The following is a 25,776-nucleotide window of genomic DNA, read 5'->3' as shown; positions in this document are numbered from 1 at the left end:
GGTACGAGATGCGCTGAAAAAGCTAACATCTCGAACAGCTTGCCTTCATGATTTGGAAATTATAGCTGTTCTAGATGTTCCGCAGGCATCTCGAATTAACAATAAAAAGGGTTCTCTGAACCCTTAAATAGATAAAGTTATAATTGGCCTTCATGATTTGAAAATCCTGCTTTATAAATATTACGAGATGCGCTGAAAAAGCTAACATCTCGAACAGCTTGCGGTGGCTTAAACCTGATTGAAGTGACATCCCGGCTTTTTCTGTCGGGATATAACGGAAAGCAGGGAGAAATTTTCATAATTGCTACAGGTTTTGCTTTCCAAAAACAAAAATAAATATTTGGAAATGAACGGATTTAAGCTCTTGGCATACAGTTAGTCCCGCTCCCGTTTCTGTCCCGATAAAAGATCGGAATATCCACTTTGATCGGGTTTATGTACAACGTTCAATGTTAAAATCAAGTCATTCTGTACAGTTTTATTCAACATTTATGGTATTAGCTTGTTAGTTATAAAAGATTAAATTGCTTATGACCGATAAACACCTGTATCAAACCGGAATAATAGGAAATTGTGCTTTCATTGCACATGTAAATAAAAACACAGATATATCATGGCTTTGCTGGCCTAGATTCGACAGTCCTTTCGTTCTTGGAAGCTTGTTAGATAAAAAGAAAGGAGGCGAATTTTCTATTCGTCCTGAAAAGGAATTTACCTCACATCAATATTATATAGAAAATACCAATGTTTTAAGAACTGAAATTACAGCAGAGGATGGAACATATAGAGTAACAGATTTTGCGCCAAGATTTCACCTGTACGAGCGTTATTTTAAACCTTTAATGTTGATTAGAAAGATTGAAGCTTTAGAAGGAAATCCGCGGATAACGATTAAATGTGATCCTGTTTGTGATTACGGAAAAGGTAAAATGAAGGTAAGTCAGGGGAGTAATCATATTGATTATATTGGTTGTGATGAAAATATTCGCCTGAGTACAAACGTATCTTTAAACTACATTTTGGATGAAAAGGCTTTTGTACTAAATGATACAAAGTATTTGATTTTAACTTATGGTTATAATCTGGAAGCACCAATTGTTAGTACAGCCGAGAATTTTTTAAGGGAAACTGTTGCTTATTGGCGTTTGTGGATAAAACATTCATCAATTGCGGGTTTTTATCAACCTTTTGTAATACGATCTGCACTTGTTTTAAAAATCCATCAGTATGAAGATACCGGGGCAATTATTGCAGCCAGTACAACCAGTTTGCCCGAATCACCGGGAAGCACCCGAAATTGGGATTATCGTTATTGCTGGTTAAGAGACTCTTTTTACGTTTTAACATCGTTAAATCACATTGGGCATTTCGAAGAGATGGAGAAATATTTCAATTACTTATCTGATATTTCTTTTGCTGAGGATGAGCGTTATCAGCCGCTATATGGAATAACTGGAGAGCGTAATATTGTAGAAACTACGTTAGATCATTTGGAAGGTTATGAAGGTGAAAAGCCAATCCGCATAGGAAACCAGGCTTACGAACATATACAAAACGATATTTATGGACAGGTTTTAATTTCTATGCTGCCTCTTTATACCGATCATCGTTTCGTTTTTTCTGAAAGAAGTGATTCTGTTAAATGGATTGAGGGTGTTTTATCGAAAATAGAAAGAACAATTGACGAGAAGGACGCAGGAATTTGGGAGTTCAGAAACATTGCCAATGTACATTGTTATAGCAACTTATTTCAATGGGCGGGAGCAAATGCAGCGCTTAAAATGGCCAAAACAATTGGTAATAAGGATTTTGAAAAACGTGCACAAGTGTTAATTGACAAAGCTGCCGCCCATATAGAAGCATGTTATGATCCTGTAAGAAAAGTGTATACAAATGCTGTTGGAAGCAACCACTTAGATGCAAGTACCTTGCAACTTATAATGATGGGTTATTTGGACCCAGCTTCTCAAAAAGCAAAAGATCATTTAATTGCGCTGGAGAAAGAGCTTAAAACCGAAGATGGGCTATTTTACCGTTATCTGCATGCTGATGATTTTGGGAAGCCAAAAACAACATTTTTAATCTGTGCGTTTTGGTATGTTGAAGCTTTGGCTTGTGTTGGCAGAACCGATGAGGCAATAAAAGAATTTGAAAACATTATTAAATATTGTAATCATCTTTTATTATTTAGCGAAGATGTGGATGCTAAAACGGGTAGTCAATGGGGCAATTTTCCGCAGGCCTATAGCCATGTGGGTTTAATGAATGCTGCTTATAGAATTGCTATTAAATTGGATAGACCGATATTTTTGTAGTTTTAAAATAAAGCGAATAAAAAATGCATCTTGTAAAAGATGCATTTTTTATTATTTCAGTTTAGCGGCTAATTACTATTGATTAATGCTTTTTTAGTGTTTATCAATGATCCGAGTAGTTTTCTTACTTCATTAAAATCATTCAAGTAATATTTTGCTTCTGATAAGTTATTACCTACTTTAATTGTAAAGGCACCATTTGGCAAAGCTTTAAAAATATCTTCATCGGTGTGGTCATCGCCAAGGGCAAGAATAAAATCTGGTGTTTTATCGTAAAGCCAGTTTAATGCGGCTTTACCTTTGTTAACTTCCATGTTTTTAAACTCAATTACTTTGTTGCCAGGCATTAATTGCAAACCTTTATCTGCAGCCAAAACACGCATGTGACTAACAATTTCATTGGCCCTTAATTCTCCCAAACCTTCTTCTGCTTTTCGGTAATGCCAAACTAGTGAATAACTTTTTTCCTCAATAAAAGAGCCGGGAGTACGATCCGTATAAGTTTCTAAAAGGGCCTTAATTTCCTGTTTCCATTGATCGGTTAGCAAGGGCAAAGAATTCCATTTATCATTATATGTTTTTTGCCATGCGCCATGCTCGGCAATTAAATCTACTTTAACATGCCCAAACCACTTTTCAAGAGTTTCATGTCGCCTGCCACTAATAATTACAATGTGGTTGGCATCATCAGCGGTTAATTTTTTCAATAAATCATAAAGCTCCTCATCTGGAGATGCGTCATCAATATTACCCGAAAAGCCCACCAAGGTACCATCGTAATCTAAAAATAAAACCCGGTTTTTGGTGGTATTATATTTTGCCGAAATTACTTCATTAACGGTATTTACAGCATGTTTTGTTATTAATGATTTTTGAGAATCTTTCACTTCGTTTAATCTTAAAATAAAATTATTAACCCAATGCTTAACATTGAATTTTTCTACAATATTTCGCATTAATTTCATACGTTGCTTTTGCTCATCCAAAGGCATTTTTAGTGCTGCAACAATAGCTTCCATAATATCACCAAGGTTGTTTGGATTAACAATTAGGGCATCGGTCAACTCTTTTGAGGCGCCTGCCATTTCGCTTAAAATTAATATGCCATCTTCATTGTTTCTGCTGGCCACATATTCCTTGCTCACCAAGTTCATTCCATCACGCATAGGCGTAACCAGGCAAATATCGGCGGCAGAATAAAATGCTGATAAAGTTTCAATAGGAAACGAGCGGTAGAAATAATTTACTGGAATCCAGTTTAAAGAGCGGTATCGAGCATTAAGATTTCCAACAAATTGATCTATTTGTTCTTTTAAATCCTTGTATTGTGGTACAGTATCTCTCGATGGTACAACAATCATGTTTAACTCTATTTTGCCAACATATTCTGGATGCATTTGCAATAGAATTTCAAGTGCTTTTAAACGTTCTAAAATTCCTTTACTATAATCCAGCCTATCAATCGATAAAATAATTTTGACATTTTCTTTGCCTTCTCTAAATGATTTCACTTTATCCTTTACGTCTTGTTGCGAGGCCAAAGAAGAAAATTTATTGAAATCAATTCCCATTGGAAATGCTTCTACTACAATTTGTCTTTCGTTGCTGTTTAAAACATTAGACGATGAGTTTACGGGCAATAGTCTGGTAGCTGTGCTTATAAAATGGCGAACATCATCATAAGTATGGAAACCAATTAAATCGGCTCCAATTAAGCCGTTTAAAAGCTCTTCTCGCCAAGGAATTAATCTGAAAATTTCATATGATGGAAATGGAATATGCTGAAAGAAACCGATGGTTGCTTCAGGCAGTTGATTTCTTAATATTCCTGGTAATAAGAGGAGTTGGTAATCTTGTATCCAAATTTTATCTTCTTGATCTAATACTTTTAAAGCGGCATTTGCAAATTTTTCATTTACAGATTTATAGCAATCCCAATAACTTTGCTCGTAATGGGCGTAGGTAACAAGGTAATGGAAAACTGGCCATAAAACCTCATTTGAAAAACCTTCGTAAAATAGGTTAATTTCTTCCTGAGTTAAAAATACAGGATAGAGGTTTAGTTTGGCTAACTTTTGTTTCACTTCTTCTTGCCGTTCTTCGGGAACATCGATTCCAGGCCAGCCAATCCAAATGGAATTGCCGGTTTTGTAAACGTCGCCGAGGCCAGTGGCTAATCCACCTTCACTTGGAATAAAAGTGTATTCGTCATTTTCTTCAATAATTTTAACGGGTAGTCTATTCGATATTATAACTGTTTTCATGCTAATTTGGGATGTATCTATTAAATAAAGCCCTTTAACATGTTTTTGTTTGAATTTTTGTGTTAAAAAACATTCAAATGATTAATCCATTAGCTGAGGATGACAGAAACAAATAGAGATTTATAAATCTGCCTTTGCTTTTTTTGCTATTCGGGATGTTAAGCATAGCGCATCCCGAATCTAAAATAAATAAGGATTTGCAATCCTTTAATTACAAATCAACCTTAAACATAATTAAATATCAAAGAAAAGGTAGTGCCTTCACCAGGCGTAGACGCCACTTCGATGCCTCCTTTATGCATTTTCATAATATTGCGACTAATGGTTAATCCAATTCCCGAACCAGTTTTACGAGTGGTATAAAACGGAACAAATATTTTTTCCAAATCATTGGCCTCAATACCTCTTCCATTATCAATTACTTCGATGTAAAGTTTATTACTTTCCAACCTGTAATTTACTTGGATATGTGGATTTTCCATTTCTTCAACAGCGTAAATACTATTGGTGATTAAATTAATAAGTACTTGCTCAACCAATTTTAAATCCAGTTGTACAGTAATTCTTGATGAAGTTTGCTCTACATCAAGAACCACATTACGCACTTTTGCAAATGGCTGCATTAATACTTTAATATGTTTCAATATTTCGCCAATGGTATGTGTTTCCAGGTTAGGGGTAGGTAACTCGGCGATTAAACGATAATCTTTAACAAAATCTAAAAGTCCTGAAGATCTTCTTTGAATGGTTTGTAAAGCAGTTTTTAAATCGTCCATCTCATCTTCCGTTAAATTTTCTTTATCGGTAACCATTCTATTAATTGTATCAGATAGAGAGCTGATTGGTGTGATGGAATTCAAAATTTCATGAGAAATAACCCCAATTAGTCGGTTCCAGGCTTCGGTTTCTTTTTGTTCTATTTCATCCTTAATATTTTGGAAACTAATAATGATATAATTGTTTCCATATAAATTTAGGGGAATTACTTCTGTTGATAGCTGGATGAATTTATCTTGAATTTTAAGTTCTAAAAAACGTTTTCCGCCAGTAATAATTTGATCTACTTCATTTGCGAAAGTTGGTAAGTGTTGCGATAAGCGATGCCAATATTTATACGCTGGTACGCCCAATAAGTTAGATGCTGCCTGATTGAAGAAAGCAATTTCCATGTTCTCATTCAATTGTTTCTCTGTGTTATTTACAACGATTACACCCACGGGAACCTGTTCCAAAATGGTTTTAATCAATTGAAACATGGCTTCTTGCTCTAGTCTGATTTGTTTGTGAACTAATAAAATATCACTGAAGGATTCGTATAACTCGGGAAAACTGCCTTTTGTTGTTTTATTTTTGAAATTTAAAGTATGATCTCTGGTTTTTACAGCGAGGATAAAGCGCTTTATATCTGCCCTGATTTCGTTAATATAAAGGTAAAGCGAAATAATGGTGCCTATAAAAACTAAACCCAAACCAATTATTGTAAACCAAAGTTGAGTATTTTTAATCAGGTAGAACAATAAATAGCCAAGTAGGTTAATGATAACCAGGCGAAATATTAAACGAAAGGTGAAGCGTTTATAAAACATTTTTTAAGGTTTAGGGTAGAGGGTTTAAAGGTAGAAGGTTTAAAGTTGGCGCAAAAGCGTTTTGATTTTCAACCTTCCTACCCTTATATTCCAAATTTCTCAATTCTACGGTATAAAGCAGCACGAGTTAAACCTAGTTCTGCAGCAGCTTTTGATATGTTTCCCTTATGTTTATCGATTGCTTTTTGCACCATCATTTTTTCCATATCTTCCAGTGCCATTTCATCAGGCATGGCATTATTATTAGCAAAACGCTGCGGACTTAGCTGTAAATCTTCTTCAGAAATGGTTGTTCCATCGCTCATAATTACGGCTCTTTCTAAAACATGCTGAAGCTCCCGAACGTTTCCTGGCCAGTTATAATTTAAAAGTGCCGCTTCTACCTTCGGACTTAAACTACGTGTTTCTTTATGATATTTTGAGCTGAAAACTTGCATAAAATGATTAGCAAGCAATAAAATATCTGTTCCACGTTTGCGCAAAGGTGGCAGTAAAAGCTCTACTGTATTTATTCTGAACAACAAATCCTGCCTAAAGGTATTTTTAGCAACCATCTCGTTTAAAGGCATGTTGGTAGCCGTAATTAAGCGCACATTTATTTTACGCTCTTTACTTTCGCCGAGGCGGGTAACCGTTCTATTTTGTAAAACGCTTAATAATTTTGCTTGTAAAGGAAGCGTTAAGTTTCCAATCTCGTCCAAAAATATTGTTCCACCATCTGCAAGTTCAAATCTTCCTGGTTTATCTTCTTTGGCATCGGTAAATGCACCTTTGGCATATCCAAAAAGTTCACTTTCAAATAGATTTTCATTTAAAGAACCTAAATCCACATGCATAAAAACTTGGTTTTTGCGCTGAGAGTATCTATGGATTTCGTAGGCAAATACTTGTTTACCTGTTCCGTTTTCGCCCAAAATAAGCATATTAGCATCAGTAGGAGCTACTTTTACCAAAGTGTTTTGTAATTGCTTAATTACTTCAGCTTCGCCAACAATGTTTTCGAAACCGCGGGTCATATCTTTTTGTAACGAAGAATGGATTTTTTCTAGTTTCTTTACTTTTCGGGTAGATTCTCGCAGTTTGGATGCAGCAGAAAGGGTGGCGAAAAGCTTTTCGTTTTCCCAAGGCTTAAGAATAAAATCTGTAGCACCTTTTTTAATCGCTTTTACGGCAAGCTCTACATTTCCAAAGGCAGTCATCAAAATCACAACATAATCCTTATCGATTGAAAGAATATGCTCTAACCAGTATAAACCTTCGCGGCCATCACTGGCTCCTTTCTGATAGTTCATATCCAGTAAAATGATATCTACCTCATTTTTACTTAATAAAATATTAATCTCCTTTGGCGATTTGCAAGTGATTACCTGTTTAACCTGCTGTTTAAGAAATAATCTCGCACTAAGCAGAATATCATCGTCATCATCAATAATTAATACAGTGGCATCTAGCATAAAATAGAAATTTGATTATACGAAATTAATAAAACTGTTCGATCTCGCACATAAACTGTCCGATAATGAACATTACAATGTTGATAAAAAATTTAAGTGTCTGTTTTATAGATAATTATTCAGGTATTTGCTTTTGGCACAAGCTTGGTTATTAAGCAACAAAACAGTACCAACAAACAATGGATAAGAAAATAGAAAAGAAAAGATTTAGCACTAAAACCTTATTAATATTAGGTGGGGCAGTTGCATTTGTTGCAGTTGTAATTTATGGCTATACCTTATCATTAAAAAAAGTATACAAGGCTGATGCGGATAAACTAACGATTAGCAAAGTACAGTATGGCGATTTTGAAGATGTAGTTTTATTAAATGCGAGTGTTGTGCCATTAACTTCAGTAATTGTAAGTTCATCTGAAGGTGGAACTGTTGCTGAAATTTTTACTGAAAATGGTTCATCCGTAGTAAAGGGAACACCGCTGTTGAGGATTTCAAATTCTAACGCTATGTTAAGCTACACATCAAGCCAAACGGCAGCTACTGAACAAATTAATCAATTGCGTAAATCGAGATTGGATTTGGAACAAAATCAAAGGGTTTTAAATCAGGATTTACTGGATGTTGAAAATAATCTACGTACTGCCGCCAGGCAATATCGCCTGGATAGCGCTTTATACTCGAAAAAAGTAATTACCACACAAGAATTTACAAAATCGAATCAAGATTATGAATATTATCAGGGTAAGCGCAAAATTGTAAGACAAGCTATTCAACAAGAAAACCAAAGTCGTAAAATGCAATTGGCTCAAATAGATCAAAGTATGGGGCAAATGAACGAGAGTTTGGAAATGATTCGTAAAAACATTGAAAACATGACGATTAAAGCGCCGGTATCTGGTAAGTTATCTTCTTACGATCCGGTGATTGGTAAATCGTATACCTCAAATGAAATGATTGGAAAGATTGATGTTTTGCAAGGTTATAAATTACAGGCTGGCGTTGATGAATATTATATAAACAGAGTTAAGGAGGGACAAACGGCTAGCTGTGAGTTTAATGGTAAAACCTATGATTTAACGGTAAGCAAGGTTATTCCAGAGGTTACCGCAGGACAGTTTCAGGTGGAAATGGTTTTCAAAAATGGCTCTCCTGATGGTTTACGTCGTGGTTTATCTTTACAAACAAAACTAACTTTATCTGATAATAGTAAATCATTGCTTTTAGCGCAAGGGCAGTTCTTCCAAAGTACTGGAGGTGCATGGGTATTTGTGGTAAGCAATGGAAAAGCAACGAAACGAAACGTTAAAATTGGCCGTAAAAACTACCTTTATTATGAAATATTGGATGGTTTACAGAAAAATGATGAGGTAATCACTTCTTCATACGATCAGTTTAACCAATACGATCAGGTAGAAATAAGTAAATAAATATATATAGGAATTGGGGTTAGGCCCGAAACATTTTAACTAAAACATTCAAACTTTACAACAATTAGGTTATGATTAAAATAGAAAATCTGGAAAAAGTTTACAAAACTGAAGAGGTAGAAACCACCGCATTAAATGGAATTAACCTTCATGTTGCTGCAGGAGAATTTGTATCAATTATGGGGCCATCAGGCTGCGGTAAATCTACATTGCTTAATGTAATGGGCTTATTGGATAAACCTGAAAGTGGAAGCTACAAATTTATAGATACTGAACTTTTAACCTTAAATGATAGGGAGCGTTCTAATTTCCGTAAGAGAAATATGGGGTTTGTGTTCCAAAATTTCAACCTGATTGATGAATTAACGGTTTTCGAAAACATTGAACTTCCTTTAATCTATAATAAAGTGCCTGCAACAGAGCGTAAAAAGTTGGTAAACGAAATTATTGAACGCATGAATATTGTAAATAGAAGCGGTCACTTTCCTCAGCAACTATCTGGTGGCCAGCAGCAGCGTGTTGCCGTTGCAAGAGCTTTAGTTACCAAACCGAAATTGGTTTTGGCTGATGAGCCAACGGGAAATTTGGATAGCTCGCATGGAAATGAAGTAATGGAATTGCTTTGCGAATTAAACGAAACCGGAACCACCATCGTAATGGTGACACACTCCAGCCACGATGCCAGTTTTTCTAACAGAATTATCAATTTAAAAGATGGACATGTGATTTCGGAAAAGGTAAATAAAAGTAGAAACGAAGAATTAATTTAAGGGCAAAGGCAGAAGGTTTAAAGATTGAAGGTTTAATTGTACAAGCTTTTGCCTTCTGTTTAGCGCCTTGAAATAAAGAATTTAGTTTTAGTTAATGATAGCCAGCCCAAAAGTCTTCCCGGATGGGAAGAGGGGGATTGGCACTTTAAAAGCTAAACCTTTAACAAAATATAAAAACCAGATAGCATTTTTAACAGTAAGCTTTCAAGCATAAAAAGCAGCTAAGGCAAACCCAGTAGAAGCTTTAAAATACAAATAACTCAGTTTACAATTAATCAGTCCAACAATTTTATAGTTAATCTAATATGTTCAAATTAAACTTAAAAATAGCCCTGCGAAACCTTTGGAAAAACAAGGGATTTTCTTTAATCAATATTGGTGGGTTGGCTATTGGCTTAGCAAGTTGTATGATTTTGTTGCTGTATATTGCGTACGAGTGGAGTTACGATAGGCAGTACACAAATGTTGATAAAACTTATGTAGTTTATCAGCATGCCCCTGCAAATGGTAAAACTTTTAGCTGGGCATGGACACCTAATGCTATGGCAGATGAAGTAAGAGAAAAAATCCCTGGTGTTAAAGACGCATCGCATTCAACCTATCCAAGCCCTAAGTTGATTACCGTGGGCGAGAATAAATTAACCAGCAGAGTGCTTTTTGCCGATCCTTCTTTTGTTAAAATATTAGATTATAAATTTATTAAGGGTAATCCAAATCAAGTATTAAAAGATGTTAACACCATTATTTTAACAAAAACCTTTGCTAAGAAATTATTTGGCAACGAAGATCCTATTAATAAAACGGTAAAGCTCGAAAATCAGGATGTGTTAAAGGTGGAAGCCATAATTGAAGATGTACCTGCCAATAATAGTATAACTTTTGAAGGTTTAATGCCCTGGGCATTATTTCAAAAAAGAGAATCGTGGGCACGGGATAAAAACTGGGGTAACAACATGTGTTTAACTATTGTTCAGTTACAAGATAATAAGTTTTTTACCGAAGCAAATGCAGCCATGAAGGGCATTTATAAACGCAATCAAAAAGACAATACAGCTGATGCTTCCTTGCATCCGCTAATCAAATGGCATTTGTATGATGAATTTGAAAATGGAAAATTAGTAGGCGGTAAAATAGATCAGCTGAAAATATTTATAATGCTTGCTTTTTGTATTTTACTAATTGCCTGTGTAAACTTTATGAATTTATCAACAGCCCGTTCTGAGCGCAGAGCAAAAGAAGTTGGTATTCGTAAGGCAATCGGTTCTACTCGTAAATCCTTAATAAGCCAGTTCTTGTTAGAATCGGTATTTATAACTTTTCTTGCAACAGTTTTGTCGTTCGTTCTGGTCGAAGTTAGCTTGTCGTATTTTAACAATTTATTAAACATAGAATTGAAAATAGATTACACTAACATCAAGTTTTGGATTGCACTTTTTGCTTTAATGGTTTTTACAGGACTTATTGCAGGGAGCTACCCGGCTTTATATTTATCTTCTTTTGAGCCAATTAAAGTATTAAAAGGTTTAAAAATTAAAACAGATTCATCCGTTTCGGTTAGAAAAGTGTTGGTTGTAGTGCAGTTTGTTTTTGCTGCGTGCCTTATTATTTGCACCTCAGTTATTTACCAGCAACTTAGGTATGTTAAAAACAAGCCTATTGGGTATGATAAAACTAATTTGATTCAAATTTCTGTAGAGGGGAAAATGCATGATAATGCTAAGCTTGAATTACTTAAAACTCAACTTATAAAATCGGGTGCAGCATCAAATGTTACCTTTTTTAGTAAAGATATTACCGAAAATGGAAATAATACCACGGGCATTTCGTGGGAAGGTAAAAATCCAAACGAATCAATTTTATTTAATAATAGGGGTATAGGTAATGATTTTGTAGAAACTATTGGTACAGAATTGATTAGTGGAAGGGAGTTTTCTGATAAATTTCCACACGATACAGCCAGCGTAATGCTAAACGAAGCTGCGGTTAAAATGATGAGGCTTAAAAACCCTATTGGAGCTGTAATTAATTGGGGCGGCGCAAGATTGACTAATGTTGGTGTAGTAAAGGATTTTGTGGTAGAAAGCGCTTATCAAAAAGTTGCACCAATGATATTTTATCCAAGTTACAGAGATGGGGCAGCAGTGGTTATAGTTCGTTTAAATCCCAATCAAAATATTAGTTCATCACTAGAAAAAATAGATGAATTAGTTAAACAAATGGAACCCAACTATCCCGTAGGCCGTAAATTTGTAGATGAATCTTTCGAAATAAAATTTCAAAACGAAAAGCTTTTAGGTACCCTTTCCAACTGGTTTGGAGGTTTCGCAATATTTATCTCCTGCCTGGGCTTGCTTGGTTTAGCATTGTTTATGGCCGAGCAGCGTAAAAAAGAGATCAGCATTCGTAAAGTGTTGGGTGCAAGTACAGGTAACATCTTAACCCTGCTAAACAAAGATTTTATAAAACTGGTTGCAATAGCAAATCTAATTGCTTTCCCGTTAGCCTACATCATTATTAACAAATGGCTTTCTGCTTTCGAATATCATGTTGCCATTTCGTTTTTACCTTTCCTGCTAGCAATTGTAATTTCCATTTTAATTGCAATTCTAACAGTAAGTATTCAATCCGTTAAGGTTGCTAAAGCAAACCCTATTGATGCCTTAAAATACGAATAATTCATTTTACAATTAAGCAGTTAACCAAATTACATAATTGACCTACTATGTTCAAGTTAAACTTAAAAATCGCTTTGCGAAATATTTGGAAGAACAAAACATCTTCCTTAATTAATGTTATTGGTTTGGCTATTGGTTTAGCTGCGTGTTTAACCTTGCTGATCTACGTTTCTTACGAATGGAATTTTGATAAGCAAGCAAAAAATGCCGAAAATGTTTTTACCACAATGACGAATATTCCAGGTGAGAAAGACGTAATTTCTGGCACTTTTGAAGGCTCTACCACTGCATTCGGACCCGCCATTAAACAGGATATTCCTGAAATTTTGTACACCGCAAGGATGGATTATGGTAACAAAGATTTGATTGCCAACGGTCAAAATTCGTATAAACGCTTGTCGAAATTTGCTGAGCCTAGTATTCTTAAAATGTACGATTACCAGTTTATTCAAGGGGATGCAAATACCGCCCTAAGTAATCCAAATTCAGTAATATTAACAGAATCTACCGCTAAAATATTATTTGGAACCACCGATGTACTAAATAAAGCAATTCGTTTTAAGGATCGTTTGGATTTAAACATTACAGGTGTAATTAAAGATCAGCCGGATAACAGCTCAAACAAATTCGATTATTTAATGCCTTGGTCTTTATTAGAAACTTTTGATAACAGTGCGAAAAATGCCAACTGGGAAAATTTTAGTTATATAACCTTAGCGCAATTAAGGGCTGGAGCAAACTTGGATGCTGTTAATCAAAAAATATTTAATGTTTTAAAAAGGAATACAAACGATGTTCATCAAGCACAATTTTTATTTCCTTTAAACAGAATTCATTTATATAGCAAGTTTGAAAATGGAAAAAGTGTTGGTGGTGCAATTGAGCAAATCTATCTGTTTATGGGGCTGGCATTGGGCATTCTGTTAATTGCCTGCATCAATTTTATGAATATGGCTACGGCTAAATCAGAGAAACGGGCAAAAGAAGTAGGCATTAAAAAAACAATCGGAGCAAATCGCATTTCGCTCATCATGCAGTTTTTAACAGAATCAATGGTATTAACCGTTATCTCATTAATTATAGCAATTGCTTTGCTAGAAGTTTTCTTACCCACATTTAACAATCTGCTAAACATTAAATTAGATATTTCTTACTTCAATAAATCAAGCTGGATTGGCATATTAGGAATTGTATTTGCTACCGGGCTTATTGCTGGTAGTTACCCTGCATTTTACCTTTCGGCCTTTAATCCAATTCAAACCTTAAAAAGGAAAATAAAAAGTAAAGCTTTCTATTCTGTTAGCTTAAGGCAAGTGCTGGTTGTAGGGCAGTTTTGCTTTGCCATTATATTGATTATTTCAACCTTGGTTATTTACAAACAAATACAATACATTAAAAATAAACCAGTAGGATTTGATGTAAACGCATTAGCCGAAATGCCACAAGATGGAGAATTAAAAACTAAATATGAGGTATTACGTACTCAACTATTAAACTCTGGAGCGGTAACTTCCATGTTCCAATCATCAGTTGGCTTATCACATCGTGGACAAAATTTTATGGATGTTAGATGGGAGGGAATGACGCAGCCCGATAATACCCAGTTGTTTAATCAGGTTGCTACCACTTATGATTTTATTAAAACAAATGGTATAAAATTAACCCAGGGAAGAGATTTTTCTAAAAACTTTGCCTCAGATTCTGTAGGGGTAATGGTAAGTGCTTCGGCAGTTAAAACCTTTGGCTATACAAATCCAATAGGAAAAACGGTAACTGCATTTGGCGATAAATATAATATTATAGGTGTTTTTGACGATTACGTTTGGGATTCTCCGTACAAATCAAACAATCCAATGATCGTTTTTTTTGATGCCAGACGTACTGGGAAAATCACAATGCGCTTAAATAATGAACATAGCTTGCAGCAAAATGTCGAAACTATAAGCAAAATAACTAAAGCCATTAATCCTGCATATCCAATAGAAGTTACCTTTCTTAACTCGCTTTATACTGAGAAATACAAAACAGAAAAAACGCTTGGCATCTTGTCAAATCTTTTTGGAGGCCTGGCAATTTTTGTTTCCTGCCTGGGTTTATTTGGCTTAGTTACTTACAGTGCAGAGCAACGCACAAAAGAATTTGGTGTACGCAAAGTTTTAGGTGCTTCCATATTTAATTTGATGCAGCTTTTGTCTTTATCTTTTATAAAAATGATTGCAGTTGCTATTGTTATCGCCGTGCCGCTTGCCTGGTATGCCATGAATACCTGGTTGCAAAAGTTTGAATTTCATACCAATATTTCACCTTGGGTAATTGTTGTAGCTGCGGCTGGTACAATAATTCTGGCAGTGATAACGCTAAGTTTTCAAGCTTATAAAACAGCAACAGCCAACCCTGTAAATGCCTTAAAATACGAATAATTCAGTTTGCCACTTAAAATTAATCAGTTGAACAATTTATTAAACTTGACCTTATGTTCAAATTAAACTTAAAAATAGCCCTTAGAAATCTTTGGAAAAACAAGGGTTTTACATTAATCAATGTAGGTGGTTTAGCCATTGGTATGGCTTGCTGTTTAATGTTGCTTTTGTATGTAAATTATGAGTTAAGCTACGATAGGCAGTTTGAAAATGCAGATAGGGTTTATATGGCTAAATTGAACCTAACATCTAATGGGAACATGTTTACAACCGAGTCTGTACCCAATAAACTTGCTGATGCACTAATGGAGGAACTTCCTGGTGTTGAAAGAGCTGCACGAATAAATATGTATAACAGTTTGAAATTGTTTAGTCACAATCAAAACAAATTTAAGCTCAAGTTAAATGAAGTAGACCCTGGTTTTTTAAAAATACTGAATTATAAGTTTATTTATGGAGACGCCACTACAGCTTTAAAAGATCCAAATAGTGCTTTAATCACCGCATCAACAGCCAAAAAATTGTTTGGAAATCAAAATCCAATCGGTCAGAGTATTAAATGGGATAATAAAAAGGATATTAAGGTTACGGCTGTAATTGAAGATTTACCAACAAACCAAAGTATCCAATTTGATATTTTACAACCATGGGCATTTTTTGAACAAGAAAACCCTCAATCTAAAGAGAATGGTTGGGGCGCAATAACCTGTGCTACCATTGTTCAATTAAAAGATAAAAGCCTTTTTGAAACAACGAATAATATTTTAAGCAATTTTATTGTTAATAAGGAGCCTGATTTAAAGGTAATGGCCTATCAACCTTTTCTTCTTCCTTTTACGCAGCTTCATTTATACAATGATTTTCAAAACGGTAAACCCGTTGGTGGAAGAATAGATCAGGTAAAGTTATTTGGTTTTTTGGCAATCTGCGTTTTAATTATTGCCTGTATAAATTATATGAACCTTTCAACCGCCAGATCAGAAAAACGAGCACGAGAGGTTGGTGTACGTAAAGCATTAGGCTCGACAAGAAATACCATAATGTCTCAATTTCTTATCGAATCGCTGTTAATTTCATTTTTGGCGATGTTTGTAGCCTTTGTATTATTAGAAAGCTTTTTGCCTTATTTTAATACCCTTTTGGATATTAGAATCCAAATCAAATACAGCTCTTATACTTTTTGGGGTACCTTAATTTCACTTGTTTTAATTACCGGTTTATTGGCCGGAAGTTATCCAGCATTTTATTTATCATCTTTTATCCCTGTAAAGGTTTTAAAAGGTTTTAAAGGGTCAACAGGCTCATTATCCATCCGCAAAATATTGGTTGTTGTTCAGTTTAGCTTGTCAATTTGCATGATTATTTCTGCAATTGTAGTGTACAATCAGATTCAATTTTTGAAGAATAAGCCCTTAGGTTTTGATCAAAATGCTTTAGCCCAAATACAATTAGAAGGCGAGCTACGCAAACCCGGTAAATTGGATATTTTAAAAAAAGAACTCAAAAATGCTGGTGCAATTGTTTCTGCTGTTGAGTATGCAAACCCCTTTACTCAAAGTGGTGGTTCCATTACCAGCGATTTCGTGTGGCCAGGAAAACCGAAAAATGATATGTCTATTGTTAGTTATAGAAGTATGGGCTACGATTTTTCTAATACCGTTGGTGTTAAAGTTTTAAAAGGTAGAGATTTTTCAGCATCATTTCCAGCCGATACCGCAACATCATTACTCTTAAATGAAGCGGCTGTTAAATTTATGAATTTAAAAAATCCGGTAGGAGCCATAATCCGTTGGGGTGATTCAAAGCCGCTTAAAGTGGTTGGTGTAATTCAGGATTATTCTAATGAATCACTTGGCGCAAAAGTACAACCAACAGTTTATTACTATAATGTGAAAAAAAGTGATGTTTTATTATTGAAGCTAAATTCTAAAGAATCACTAACATCATCAATCGAAACGATAAAATCCATTAGCCAAAAAATTAATCCCGCTTATCCAATAGAAGTGCAAATGATAAGCCAGGGCATGGCCGAAAAGATAAAAAATGAGCGCTTATTAAGTGTGCTATCTAACCTATTTGGTGGTTTTGCAATATTTATTTCTTGCTTGGGCTTACTTGGTTTGGCTTTATACATGGCAGAGCAACGCAGCAAGGAAATTAGTATCCGAAAAGTTTTGGGCGCTAACCTATCAGATATTTTGGTTTTACTAAATAAGGATTTTATGAAGCTTGTAATCATTTCGAACATCATTGCCATTCCGGTGGCTTATGTTATGGTTTCAAAATGGTTAGAAAAGTACGATTATAAACTATCCATTAGCCTTTGGCCGTTTGTAATGGCACTTTTAATTTCAGTTGTAATAGCCATATTAACAGTAAGCTTACAAACTTTTAAAGTTGCAAAAGCAAATGCCATCGATGCCTTGAAATATGAATAAATCTGTTTACAGTTAGCAATTAGGTAGTTAGCTAAATGAAATTAGCTGCCCATTATTCACACAGTTAACCTCACATCATGTTCAAACTTAACTTAAAAATCGCACTGCGTAACCTTTGGAAAAATAAAAGCATAACCTTAGTTAATATAGGCGGCTTGGCTATTGCAATTGCTGCTTTTATTTTGGTTATGATCTATTTTACCTACGAAACTGGTTTCGATAAGCAAAATCCGAATTACAATAACATTTACATTGTAGGGCGAGATTTACCTGGTTTGAAAACCAATTACACTCCACCACCGCTAGGAAGGGCAATTAAAGAAAAATTTCCTGAAGTGGTTTCCGTAGGAACGATGAAATACAGCTATTTTGAAATTCCTGTTAACAGTAGCAATGCGGTTGTTTTTTTGAAAAAATGCTTGTTTCTGGATACTGCAGCAGCAAAAATGTTTAATATTAAACCTGATAATGGAGTTGATAAACCTAGCGGACAAGGGAATTTATTCTATCTAAGTCGTGAAAATTTTAACACCCTTTTTCCAGATAAAAATGATAAAAAGCCTAAAATGGTTATTCTTGGAAGTAAATCTTCAGGTATGCCAGGCGAGCTTAAATCTGGTGTTTTTGCAGATCCACACTCAAATATTAGTTTCGATGCCATTTCTTTGGTCAATAAATTAGGAGGTGATGAAAATTATGGCTACAATAATTACAATACATATATTCAGGTTCGCCCAGGTACTGATATTGCTAATCTGGAACAAAAAATAATTAATTTATACAGAACCGAGTTATTAATTGGAGAAACTGATCCCGCAACAATCAATAAAATTAAACAAACAACAACCTTTCTTGATCCCTTAAAAAACCAGCATTTAAAACCAAAAGCTGGAAGTGACGCAAATTATAAGGTTTTAATCGCTTTATCTGTTCTCGGTATTCTTATTTTAGTTATTGCCTGCATTAATTTTACTAATTTAAGTATCGCACAAGCTACAAAAAGAGGAAAGGAAGTTGGAGTTAAAAAAGTATTGGGCGCCTATCGTTATCAACTTACCATTCAATTTTTAATAGAGATTTTTATACAATGCTTTTTCGCTACTATTTTAGGGCTAATTATAGCTGAGCTTATTTTGCCGCAGTTTAATAATCTCTTTTTAGTTAATTTATCAATTTGGACAGCAAATTCTTTAATATGGCAATTGCCGTTAATCTTACTTACTATTACTCTAATTGCAGGTATTTATCCAGCTTTGGTGCTTTCAGGCTTCAGACCAGCACTTGTACTCAAAGGTAATTATCAAACCAGTAAGCAAAGTTACTGGCTAAGAAATAGCTTGCTTGTTGTTCAGTTTAGCATTGCCGTAATTTTTATTATTGGACTATTTATCATCAATTCCCAATTAAAATACATGCGTAATCAGGATTTAGGTTTTAAAGCAGAGCAGGTAGTTTATATTAAAAACCTTGCTTATTTCTCTAAAACCAAAAATTTTGAGCCTTTACGTGATAAAATGATGAAAATTCCTGGTATTAAATCTGTCACTGTAGCTACCGAGATTCCTGATGGATCTGATGGAGGAACAACCAGTTATACCATTGATGGAAAACAAGAAAATTTAAGTTTTACAAGTGTAGATTTTGATTATTTTGAAACCCTTAATATTAAAATAAAAGAAGGAAGAACTTTCTCCAGGTCCTTTAAAACCGATACCACAAACTCTGCCATAATTAACGAGGCAGCAGTTGCAAAATATGGACTAATTAACCCTATCGGAAAAACAATTAAAGGTTGCGGAGGTGATTATACCATTGTGGGTGTAATTAAAGATTTTAAAACACTCGGATTCGAGAAGCCCGTAGATCCGGCTATTTACAGCATTAATGCGCCATGTTCAAATCCGAAGGATAAGATAATGATCAAAATAGATGAAGCGAAAATGGTGCAAGCATTGGCAACATTAAAAGCGCAATGGCCAGAAATTAATAAAAAAGATGGTGATAACTTTCGATACCAGTTTTTAGATGAATTATATGGTAAACTTTTTAAAAAACAAGAACAGCTGGAATCTATATTTTTCGCAGCAGCAGTTTTAACCATTTTTATAGCCGTATTAGGTTTGTTCGCTTTTGCTAAATACATTACCAACGGTAGAATTAAAGAAATAGCAGTACGCAAAATACTTGGAGCAAGTGATCTGCAAATCATGAAATTAATAAACACTTCATTCTTTTTAATGGTGATGCTGGCTAATTTTATTGCCTGGCCAATTGCTTATGTTTTAACCAAAAAGTGGTTAGATACATTCGCATATAGAGTAGAAATGCCAATTTTACCCTTCATAATAAGTGCGCTGGTTACAATTTTCTTAACGCTGATTACAGTTAGTTTGCAAGCTACAAAAGCCGTGAAATCGAAACCGGTTGATGCTTTAAAATATGAATAATTTAAGGTGAGATTATCCGTTCGGTAACGTACAATCAATGTTCGATAATGAACAGCTCTAAATTTTGAATTGAATTAATTGTCTGTTAATCAGCTTTTTGTTTTTATTGTTTTGATTGGTATAAAATTGGCATACTGATAATTGAAAAAAATGAATAGCCTTTAAATCATTTTAAATAACAACTATACAGTATATGTTTAAATTAAATCTAAAAATAGCCTGGAGAAACCTTTGGAAAAATAAAGGCTATACCTTAATTAATATCCTTGGTCTTTCTATCGGAATGGCCAGTTGTATTTTGATTTTCATTTTTACACGCTATCAGTTAAGCTATGATAAGGGGCATGCAAATGAAAATAGAATTTATAGGGTAGTATCGGGTTGGAAATATGGCGATGGGAATGAATCTTATTCGCAAGGTACGCCACGACCTTTGCCACCTGCAATGCGCAATGATTTTTCACAACTTGTTGATAAGGTTGCCGCCATTCAAAATAGTTCTGGCATTATTAAAGTAAATAGCGCCCCGGGGGTAGAAAAACTTAAAGTAGCTGAAGATGTGTTTTATGCAGAACCTGAATTTTTTGATATTTTCGATTTTAAATGGCTTTCTGGTAGTGCAAAACAAGCCTTATCTGCTCCAAATACAGTTGTGCTCTCAAAGGAAATGGCTACTAAATTTTTTGGTGACTGGAAAAAAGCAGTCGGAAAGGATATTAACTTCCAGAATACTGAAACTTTTAAGGTTACTGGTGTATTAGATGATATTCCAGAAAATAGCTCGTACCCTTTAAAGATCGTACTATCTTACAAAAGCTATAAAGACAGAAGTTTAACCCGTTGGGGCTCGTGTTCATCAGGTTCTGAATGCTATATTTTACTTAAAAAAGGGTTTGATGTAAGCAGTTTGGATGCCCCATTACAAAAATTTATTACCAAATATTATGTAGAAAAAGGTCCAGGTAAAGAAAGTCATGCTTTTCAGCCATTGGCAGATATTCATTACAATGAGCGTTATGGTAATTTTACCCACTCAACAATGCCTTTAAAACAACTTTATGGTTTGGGCATTATTGGTATATTTTTATTGTTAACGGCCTGTATCAATTTTATTAATCTTGCAACTGCACAAGCCGTTAGCAGAAGTAAGGAGGTTGGTGTTAGAAAGGTAATGGGCAGTGGCAGAAAACAACTTGTTGTTCAGTTTCTGACGGAAACACTAACCATATCTACAATGGCCTTACTTGTTGCCTGTGTGCTTACAGAGGCAGCTTTACCAGGTATGCAGAATCTTTTTAACCAGCAAATATCTTTCAGTATTTTTCAGCACCCAAGCATATTTGGCTTTATGCTGATTATGATTTTATTTGTTAGTTTCTTTGCAGGATTCTACCCCGCCATGATTATGTCTGGCTTTAGTCCGGCACTTGCCATAAAAAATAAAATCACCGCAAATACAGGAGGCTTAGGTTTAAGGAAAATTTTAGTTGTAGTACAATTTGCGATAACCATTATCCTCATCATCGGTACATTGATTGTGCTTAAACAAATGAAATACATTCGCGAAAAACCACTGGGTTTTGATAGTAGCGCAATTGCAATGGTTGATGTGCCTGCCGATAGTGTTGGTGGGCTTCGTTCTAATACTTTGAAAGAACGTATTTTGCAAATTCCAGGTGTAAAATCAGTTAGTTTTTGTGGAGCGGCACCTTCATCTTCAAATAATAACGAAACCAGCTTCCGATATAATAGTTCTAAAGACGCCGATTTTCAGGTAAATACCAAATATGCAGATGAAAACTACTTTCAAACTTTTGGTTTAAAATTTATAGCTGGAAAACCAATTTCGAAAAGCGATACCATTAAAGATTTTGTAGTTAACGAAACGCTTTTAAGAAAGTTGAATGTTATTAATCCTACTGATGCCATTGGGAAAATAATGAGCATGAATGGTGCTAGCGGGCCTATTGTTGGAGTGGTTAAAGATTTTAACAATGGCAGCTTACATGAAGAAATATCGCCAATTGTAATTTTTAGCAGGAAAAGAAATTTAACCCAAATGGCAGTGAAAATGGATAGTAAGATGATTATGCAAACCATGCCAGCCATTGAAAAAACATGGAATTCTGTATTACCCGAATATGTTTATGACTCTTCATTTTTTGATGAGCAAATTAGTAATTATTACCGCTCTGAAGTAATTATGGGTACCTTATTTAAGGTTTTTGCAGGCATAATTATGTTTATATCCTTTATCGGTTTGTTCGGATTAATCTCTTTTGTTGCCACACAAAGAACCCGAGAAGTAGCCATTAGAAAAGTTTTAGGCGCATCAACAGTAGAACTTGTAAAAATGCTTAACGGCTCATTCTTATTAATGGTTTTTCTGGCAAATGTTGTAGCCTGGCCATTAGCCTATCTGTTCGTTTCTAAATGGTTATCGGGCTTTACCTACCGCATTGAGCTTAGCATTTGGCCCTTCGCATTAGCCATGGTTATTTCTATGCTAATTACCTTAATTACCGTTAGCATAAGGTCTTACAAGGCGGCAACAGCAAATACAATAGATGCTTTAAAATATGAATAATTCAGTTTACAATTAACCAGTTTTCAGCTAACAATAAAGCAATTTAGCAATTAACCTCACATCATGTTCAAACTAAACTTAAAAATCGCCCTACGTAACTTATTTAAAAATAAAATTTATGCGGCAATTAATATTGGAGGACTTGCACTCGGTTTAACCGCCTTTGTTTTATTGCTTTTATACATCAATTATGAAGAAAGCTACGATAAATGGTCGCCAGATTTAGATCAGGTTTATCAAATAAGAGAAAGACATAGCTTTTTTACGCCTGATGCTAAAGAACATTTACAGGAAGCTAATGATAGTCGTGTAGCGACGCTAATTCGCGAAAAAGTTCCACAAGTTATTGCCGTAACCAAAGTAGATCAGGATTGGGATTTTAGTACAGGAAATTCCGTTAAAATTGGTCAGGCAGAACCTATTACGGTTAATGGAATGAAAGATGCTGATCGTAGTTTCTTTCATGTTTTTAGTTACAAATTTCTCCAGGGCGATCAAAGCGATGCTTTAAATGCGCCAAAATCTGTAGTGCTTAAACAAAGCCTTGCGCATAAACTTTTTGGTACTGAAAAGGCTTTAGGTAAAGTTATTAAGGTGGCAATGTGGCAAGGAGATCAAGGAACAGATTTAACAGTTACAGGAATAGTTGAAGATCCAAAAACACCAGAAACGGCTTCATTTAGTGCAATTATGCACACTGGTGATAAAGATAAAGACCCGGAAAATCCATCGAATAATAATTATTGCCAGGTTTACGCGAAAATAAATAAGGTAAGCAATGCAGAAATATTAAATCAAAATATTAAAAAAGCTTATCTCGAATTTAAAAAAGCCAGCGCAGTTTTAAACAACATAGATTACAAAAGTTTCTTTAATGAAGGTAATCACCTGGAAATAAAAGCAATTCCATTGGCAAAAGTACACGGTAATCCATCATTCCAATTAAGCTGGTTAGAAAAATTAAAACCCATTATAGGTATCTGTGCGTTTCTTTTGCTGGTATCAATCATCAACTTTATTAATCTTGCCACGGCACAATCTGTTCAAAGAGCTAAAGAAGTAGGTGTAAAAAAAGTACTCGGTTCTTATAGAAAACAATTAATTGGTCAGTTTTTGGTCGAATCAGCTTTGCAAAGTACTGTAGCACTCTTTTTATCCATCATATTAATTGAAGTGTTATTACCAACTTTTAACTCGCAATTTAGAGTAGAATTGAGCTTTTGGTATAGCCCTAATCTTTCAAATATAATTGCGCAATTACTTGGTCTTTTTGTTTTGGTAACTCTATTGGCAGGTTTTTATCCCGCATGGATATTATCCAACTATAATCCAGTTTCTATATTAAAAGGTAATTATGAAAACAGTTTAAAAGGAATCGCTTTACGCAATGCGCTTGTGGTTTTTCAGTTTATAATTTCGGTAACTTTTATTATCGCAATAGGCGTAATGCATCTGCAAACCCAATATGTTAGCAATAAAGATTTGGGTTTCGATCGCAGTAACCTCATCAATATCAAAGCTAATTATAATAAAGGCTTTGTAGAAAAGCTTAAAAAAATTCCTGGTGTAAAATACGTGGCTACAAGTACCCAAGTAATGGGGAATGTTTTTAATGTGCCTGTAGAAATTATTTACAACGGCAATAAAGTAAATCTTAATACGGTAACTGTAACCATGGATGCTTTGCCTGCACTGGGCGTTAAGGTTTTACAAGGACGAATATTTTCTAAAGAGTACAAACAAGATACTATAAATACTGTAGTTATTAATGAAACTGCAGCAAAGCTGATTGATGAAAATGCCGTAGGTAAAAACTATAAAATTAAGGATGGATCTACTTATCACAACTTTCAAATTGTTGGTGTAATTAAAGATTACCATAATGAAGGTTTCGATAAAGCTATTTTACCAACCGTTTATAAAGTTACACATCTGGCAGGAATGTCATCCACAAATAACCTGATAATCAGGTTTAATACCGAAAACACTTCAACCATTATTAAAAAGATAGAAACAGAGTGGAAAGCCATGTATCCAAATAATATAATGGAATACACCACTATTGATAACGCTTTTAACAAAGTTTTAGAAGATAATAACCGTTTTATGAATATGATTATTCTATTCAGCGTAGTATCCGTTTCATTATCTTTACTTGGTTTATTTGCCCTTTCTACTTTTGTAGCTAAACGGAAGACAAAAGAAATAGCCGTTAGAAAAGTTTTGGGTGCATCGAATATTCAAATTGTTAACCTTCTAAATAAATCGTTTCTTATTTTAGTTGTCGTAGCAAACCTAATTAGCTGGCCAATTGCCTATATTTTGGTAAATAAATGGCTGCAAGGGTTTGCCTACCGTATAAGTATGCCAGTTGTACCTTTTATACTAGCAACCGCAATTTCGGTAATTATAGCAGTGTTAACAGTTAGTATTCAAGCTAGAAAAGCCGCAATTGGTAACCCGGTAAAGGCCTTAAAATATGAATAAAGCCAATTTCAAATGTAAATGGCTCGTGATAAATAGAAATTATAACATATAAAATGATAGAACTTAAAAATATAGAGAAATATTATGCTACAAAAGGAATAAAACATTACGTTTTGCGCCATGTAACAACTACCATTAAACAAGGTGAATTTGTTTCCATCATGGGCCCCTCAGGTGCAGGAAAATCTACATTGCTCAATATTTTAGGCATGTTGGAAGAACCCACGTACGGGCAATATGAATTTATGGGCGAAGATGTAACCTCATTAAACGAACGCAAGCGCATTGAGCTTTACAGAAATCATATCGGCTTTGTTTTTCAAGCTTACCATTTGATTGATGAAATGACCGTTTATGAAAACATTGAAGCCCCTTTACTTTATAAAAAAATTGGCGGTTCAGAACGTAAAAGTCGTATAGCAGATTTGCTGGATCGTTTTAATATCGTAGCAAAAAAAGATTTATTCCCTAACCAACTTTCTGGCGGTCAGCAGCAATTAGTAGGTATAGCAAGAGCATTAGCTGCACAACCATCCGTTATTTTAGCTGATGAACCTACCGGAAATTTACAATCCATACAAGCCGAAGAAATTATGGCGCTCTTTCAAAAATTAAATAAAGAAGAGGGTATCACCATTATTCAAGTTACACATTCAGAAAAAAATGCTCAATACGGAAATCGAATTTTAACGATAGAAGATGGTGTAGTGAAACAAGATCTTGAGGTTAGCCAGCTTTCAGCCAATAGTTAGTAATTTTTAGTTCACAGTTAACCGATTTCTACAAGGGTGCAATCCAGATTGTTGCGTTTGATTTATAAATTTAAATTGCAATTATCTTTAAAAGCCTTACAAGTGAGTAGAGAAGAATACCTTTAGGTTACCGGCAAAGCTCTACGATCTGGAATGG

Annotated in this window: 13 protein-coding genes; 10 read left to right on the top strand and 3 right to left on the bottom strand. The window is 34.6% G+C overall.

The features are described 5' to 3' along the window. The first annotated feature begins 530 nt into the window (after nt 1-530). Nucleotides 531-2,315 carry a glycoside hydrolase family 15 protein gene (locus EHC72_RS06280; RefSeq protein WP_131536824.1) on the top strand — a complete coding sequence of 595 codons (1,785 nt, stop codon included), beginning with the start codon at nt 531-533 and terminating at the stop codon, nt 2,313-2,315. A 68-nt stretch (nt 2,316-2,383) separates the two neighbouring features. On the opposite strand, the gene EHC72_RS06275 is transcribed toward EHC72_RS06280, so the two are convergent. From EHC72_RS06275 to EHC72_RS06265, 3 genes are all read right to left on the bottom strand, one after another. Further along, on the bottom strand, nt 2,384-4,579 hold the full coding sequence (locus tag EHC72_RS06275; RefSeq protein ID WP_165585772.1) for a bifunctional alpha,alpha-trehalose-phosphate synthase (UDP-forming)/trehalose-phosphatase: 2,196 nt from the start codon (nt 4,577-4,579) through the stop codon (nt 2,384-2,386). Between the two features lie 224 nt (nt 4,580-4,803). Next, nucleotides 4,804-6,165, bottom strand: coding sequence for a sensor histidine kinase (locus EHC72_RS06270; RefSeq protein WP_131536822.1), 1,362 nt, complete (start codon nt 6,163-6,165; stop codon nt 4,804-4,806). An 83-nt stretch (nt 6,166-6,248) separates the two neighbouring features. Continuing rightward, the gene (locus EHC72_RS06265) at nt 6,249-7,619 is read right to left on the bottom strand and encodes a sigma-54-dependent transcriptional regulator (RefSeq protein ID WP_131536821.1); all 1,371 of its coding nucleotides are present in this window, start codon (nt 7,617-7,619) and stop codon (nt 6,249-6,251) included. 179 nt (nt 7,620-7,798) lie between these two features. Between EHC72_RS06265 and EHC72_RS06260 the strand changes: the two genes are divergently transcribed. The 9 genes from EHC72_RS06260 to EHC72_RS06220 all read left to right on the top strand — a co-directional run bounded on the left by EHC72_RS06260 (nt 7,799) and on the right by EHC72_RS06220 (nt 25,619). After that, complete coding sequence (locus tag EHC72_RS06260; RefSeq protein ID WP_131536820.1) at nt 7,799-9,043, top strand: efflux RND transporter periplasmic adaptor subunit; 1,245 nt, start codon at nt 7,799-7,801, stop codon at nt 9,041-9,043. 71 nt (nt 9,044-9,114) lie between these two features. Continuing rightward, nucleotides 9,115-9,813: an ABC transporter ATP-binding protein gene (locus EHC72_RS06255; protein ID WP_131536819.1), complete on the top strand. Its 699-nt coding sequence runs from the start codon at nt 9,115-9,117 to the stop codon at nt 9,811-9,813. 305 nt (nt 9,814-10,118) lie between these two features. Further along, complete coding sequence (locus tag EHC72_RS06250) at nt 10,119-12,488, top strand: ABC transporter permease (protein ID WP_131536818.1); 2,370 nt, start codon at nt 10,119-10,121, stop codon at nt 12,486-12,488. A gap of 47 nt (nt 12,489-12,535) precedes the next feature. After that, a complete protein-coding gene (locus tag EHC72_RS06245; protein ID WP_131536817.1) occupies nt 12,536-14,908 on the top strand; it encodes an ABC transporter permease in 2,373 nt (790 codons plus the stop codon). 53 nt (nt 14,909-14,961) lie between these two features. Then, entirely contained in the window at nt 14,962-17,346 is a 2,385-nt protein-coding gene (locus EHC72_RS06240) for an ABC transporter permease (RefSeq protein WP_131536816.1), read from the top strand. 77 nt (nt 17,347-17,423) lie between these two features. Next, nucleotides 17,424-19,793 (top strand): ABC transporter permease, encoded by a 2,370-nt coding sequence (locus tag EHC72_RS06235; protein ID WP_131536815.1) that lies wholly within the window; start codon nt 17,424-17,426, stop codon nt 19,791-19,793. Between the two features lie 193 nt (nt 19,794-19,986). Further along, nucleotides 19,987-22,380 carry an ABC transporter permease gene (locus EHC72_RS06230; RefSeq protein ID WP_131536814.1) on the top strand — a complete coding sequence of 798 codons (2,394 nt, stop codon included), beginning with the start codon at nt 19,987-19,989 and terminating at the stop codon, nt 22,378-22,380. A gap of 63 nt (nt 22,381-22,443) precedes the next feature. After that, nucleotides 22,444-24,867 carry an ABC transporter permease gene (locus EHC72_RS06225; protein ID WP_131536813.1) on the top strand — a complete coding sequence of 808 codons (2,424 nt, stop codon included), beginning with the start codon at nt 22,444-22,446 and terminating at the stop codon, nt 24,865-24,867. A gap of 53 nt (nt 24,868-24,920) precedes the next feature. After that, nucleotides 24,921-25,619, top strand: coding sequence for an ABC transporter ATP-binding protein (locus EHC72_RS06220; RefSeq protein WP_131536812.1), 699 nt, complete (start codon nt 24,921-24,923; stop codon nt 25,617-25,619). Nucleotides 25,620-25,776: the final 157 nt, after the last annotated feature.

The sequence above is a fragment of the Pedobacter nototheniae genome, assembly GCF_004335085.1.
Classification (GTDB): domain Bacteria; phylum Bacteroidota; class Bacteroidia; order Sphingobacteriales; family Sphingobacteriaceae; genus Pedobacter; species Pedobacter nototheniae.
The sequence above is the reverse complement of the archived record's forward strand: the minus strand, read 5'-3'. Positions and strand labels throughout refer to the sequence as shown.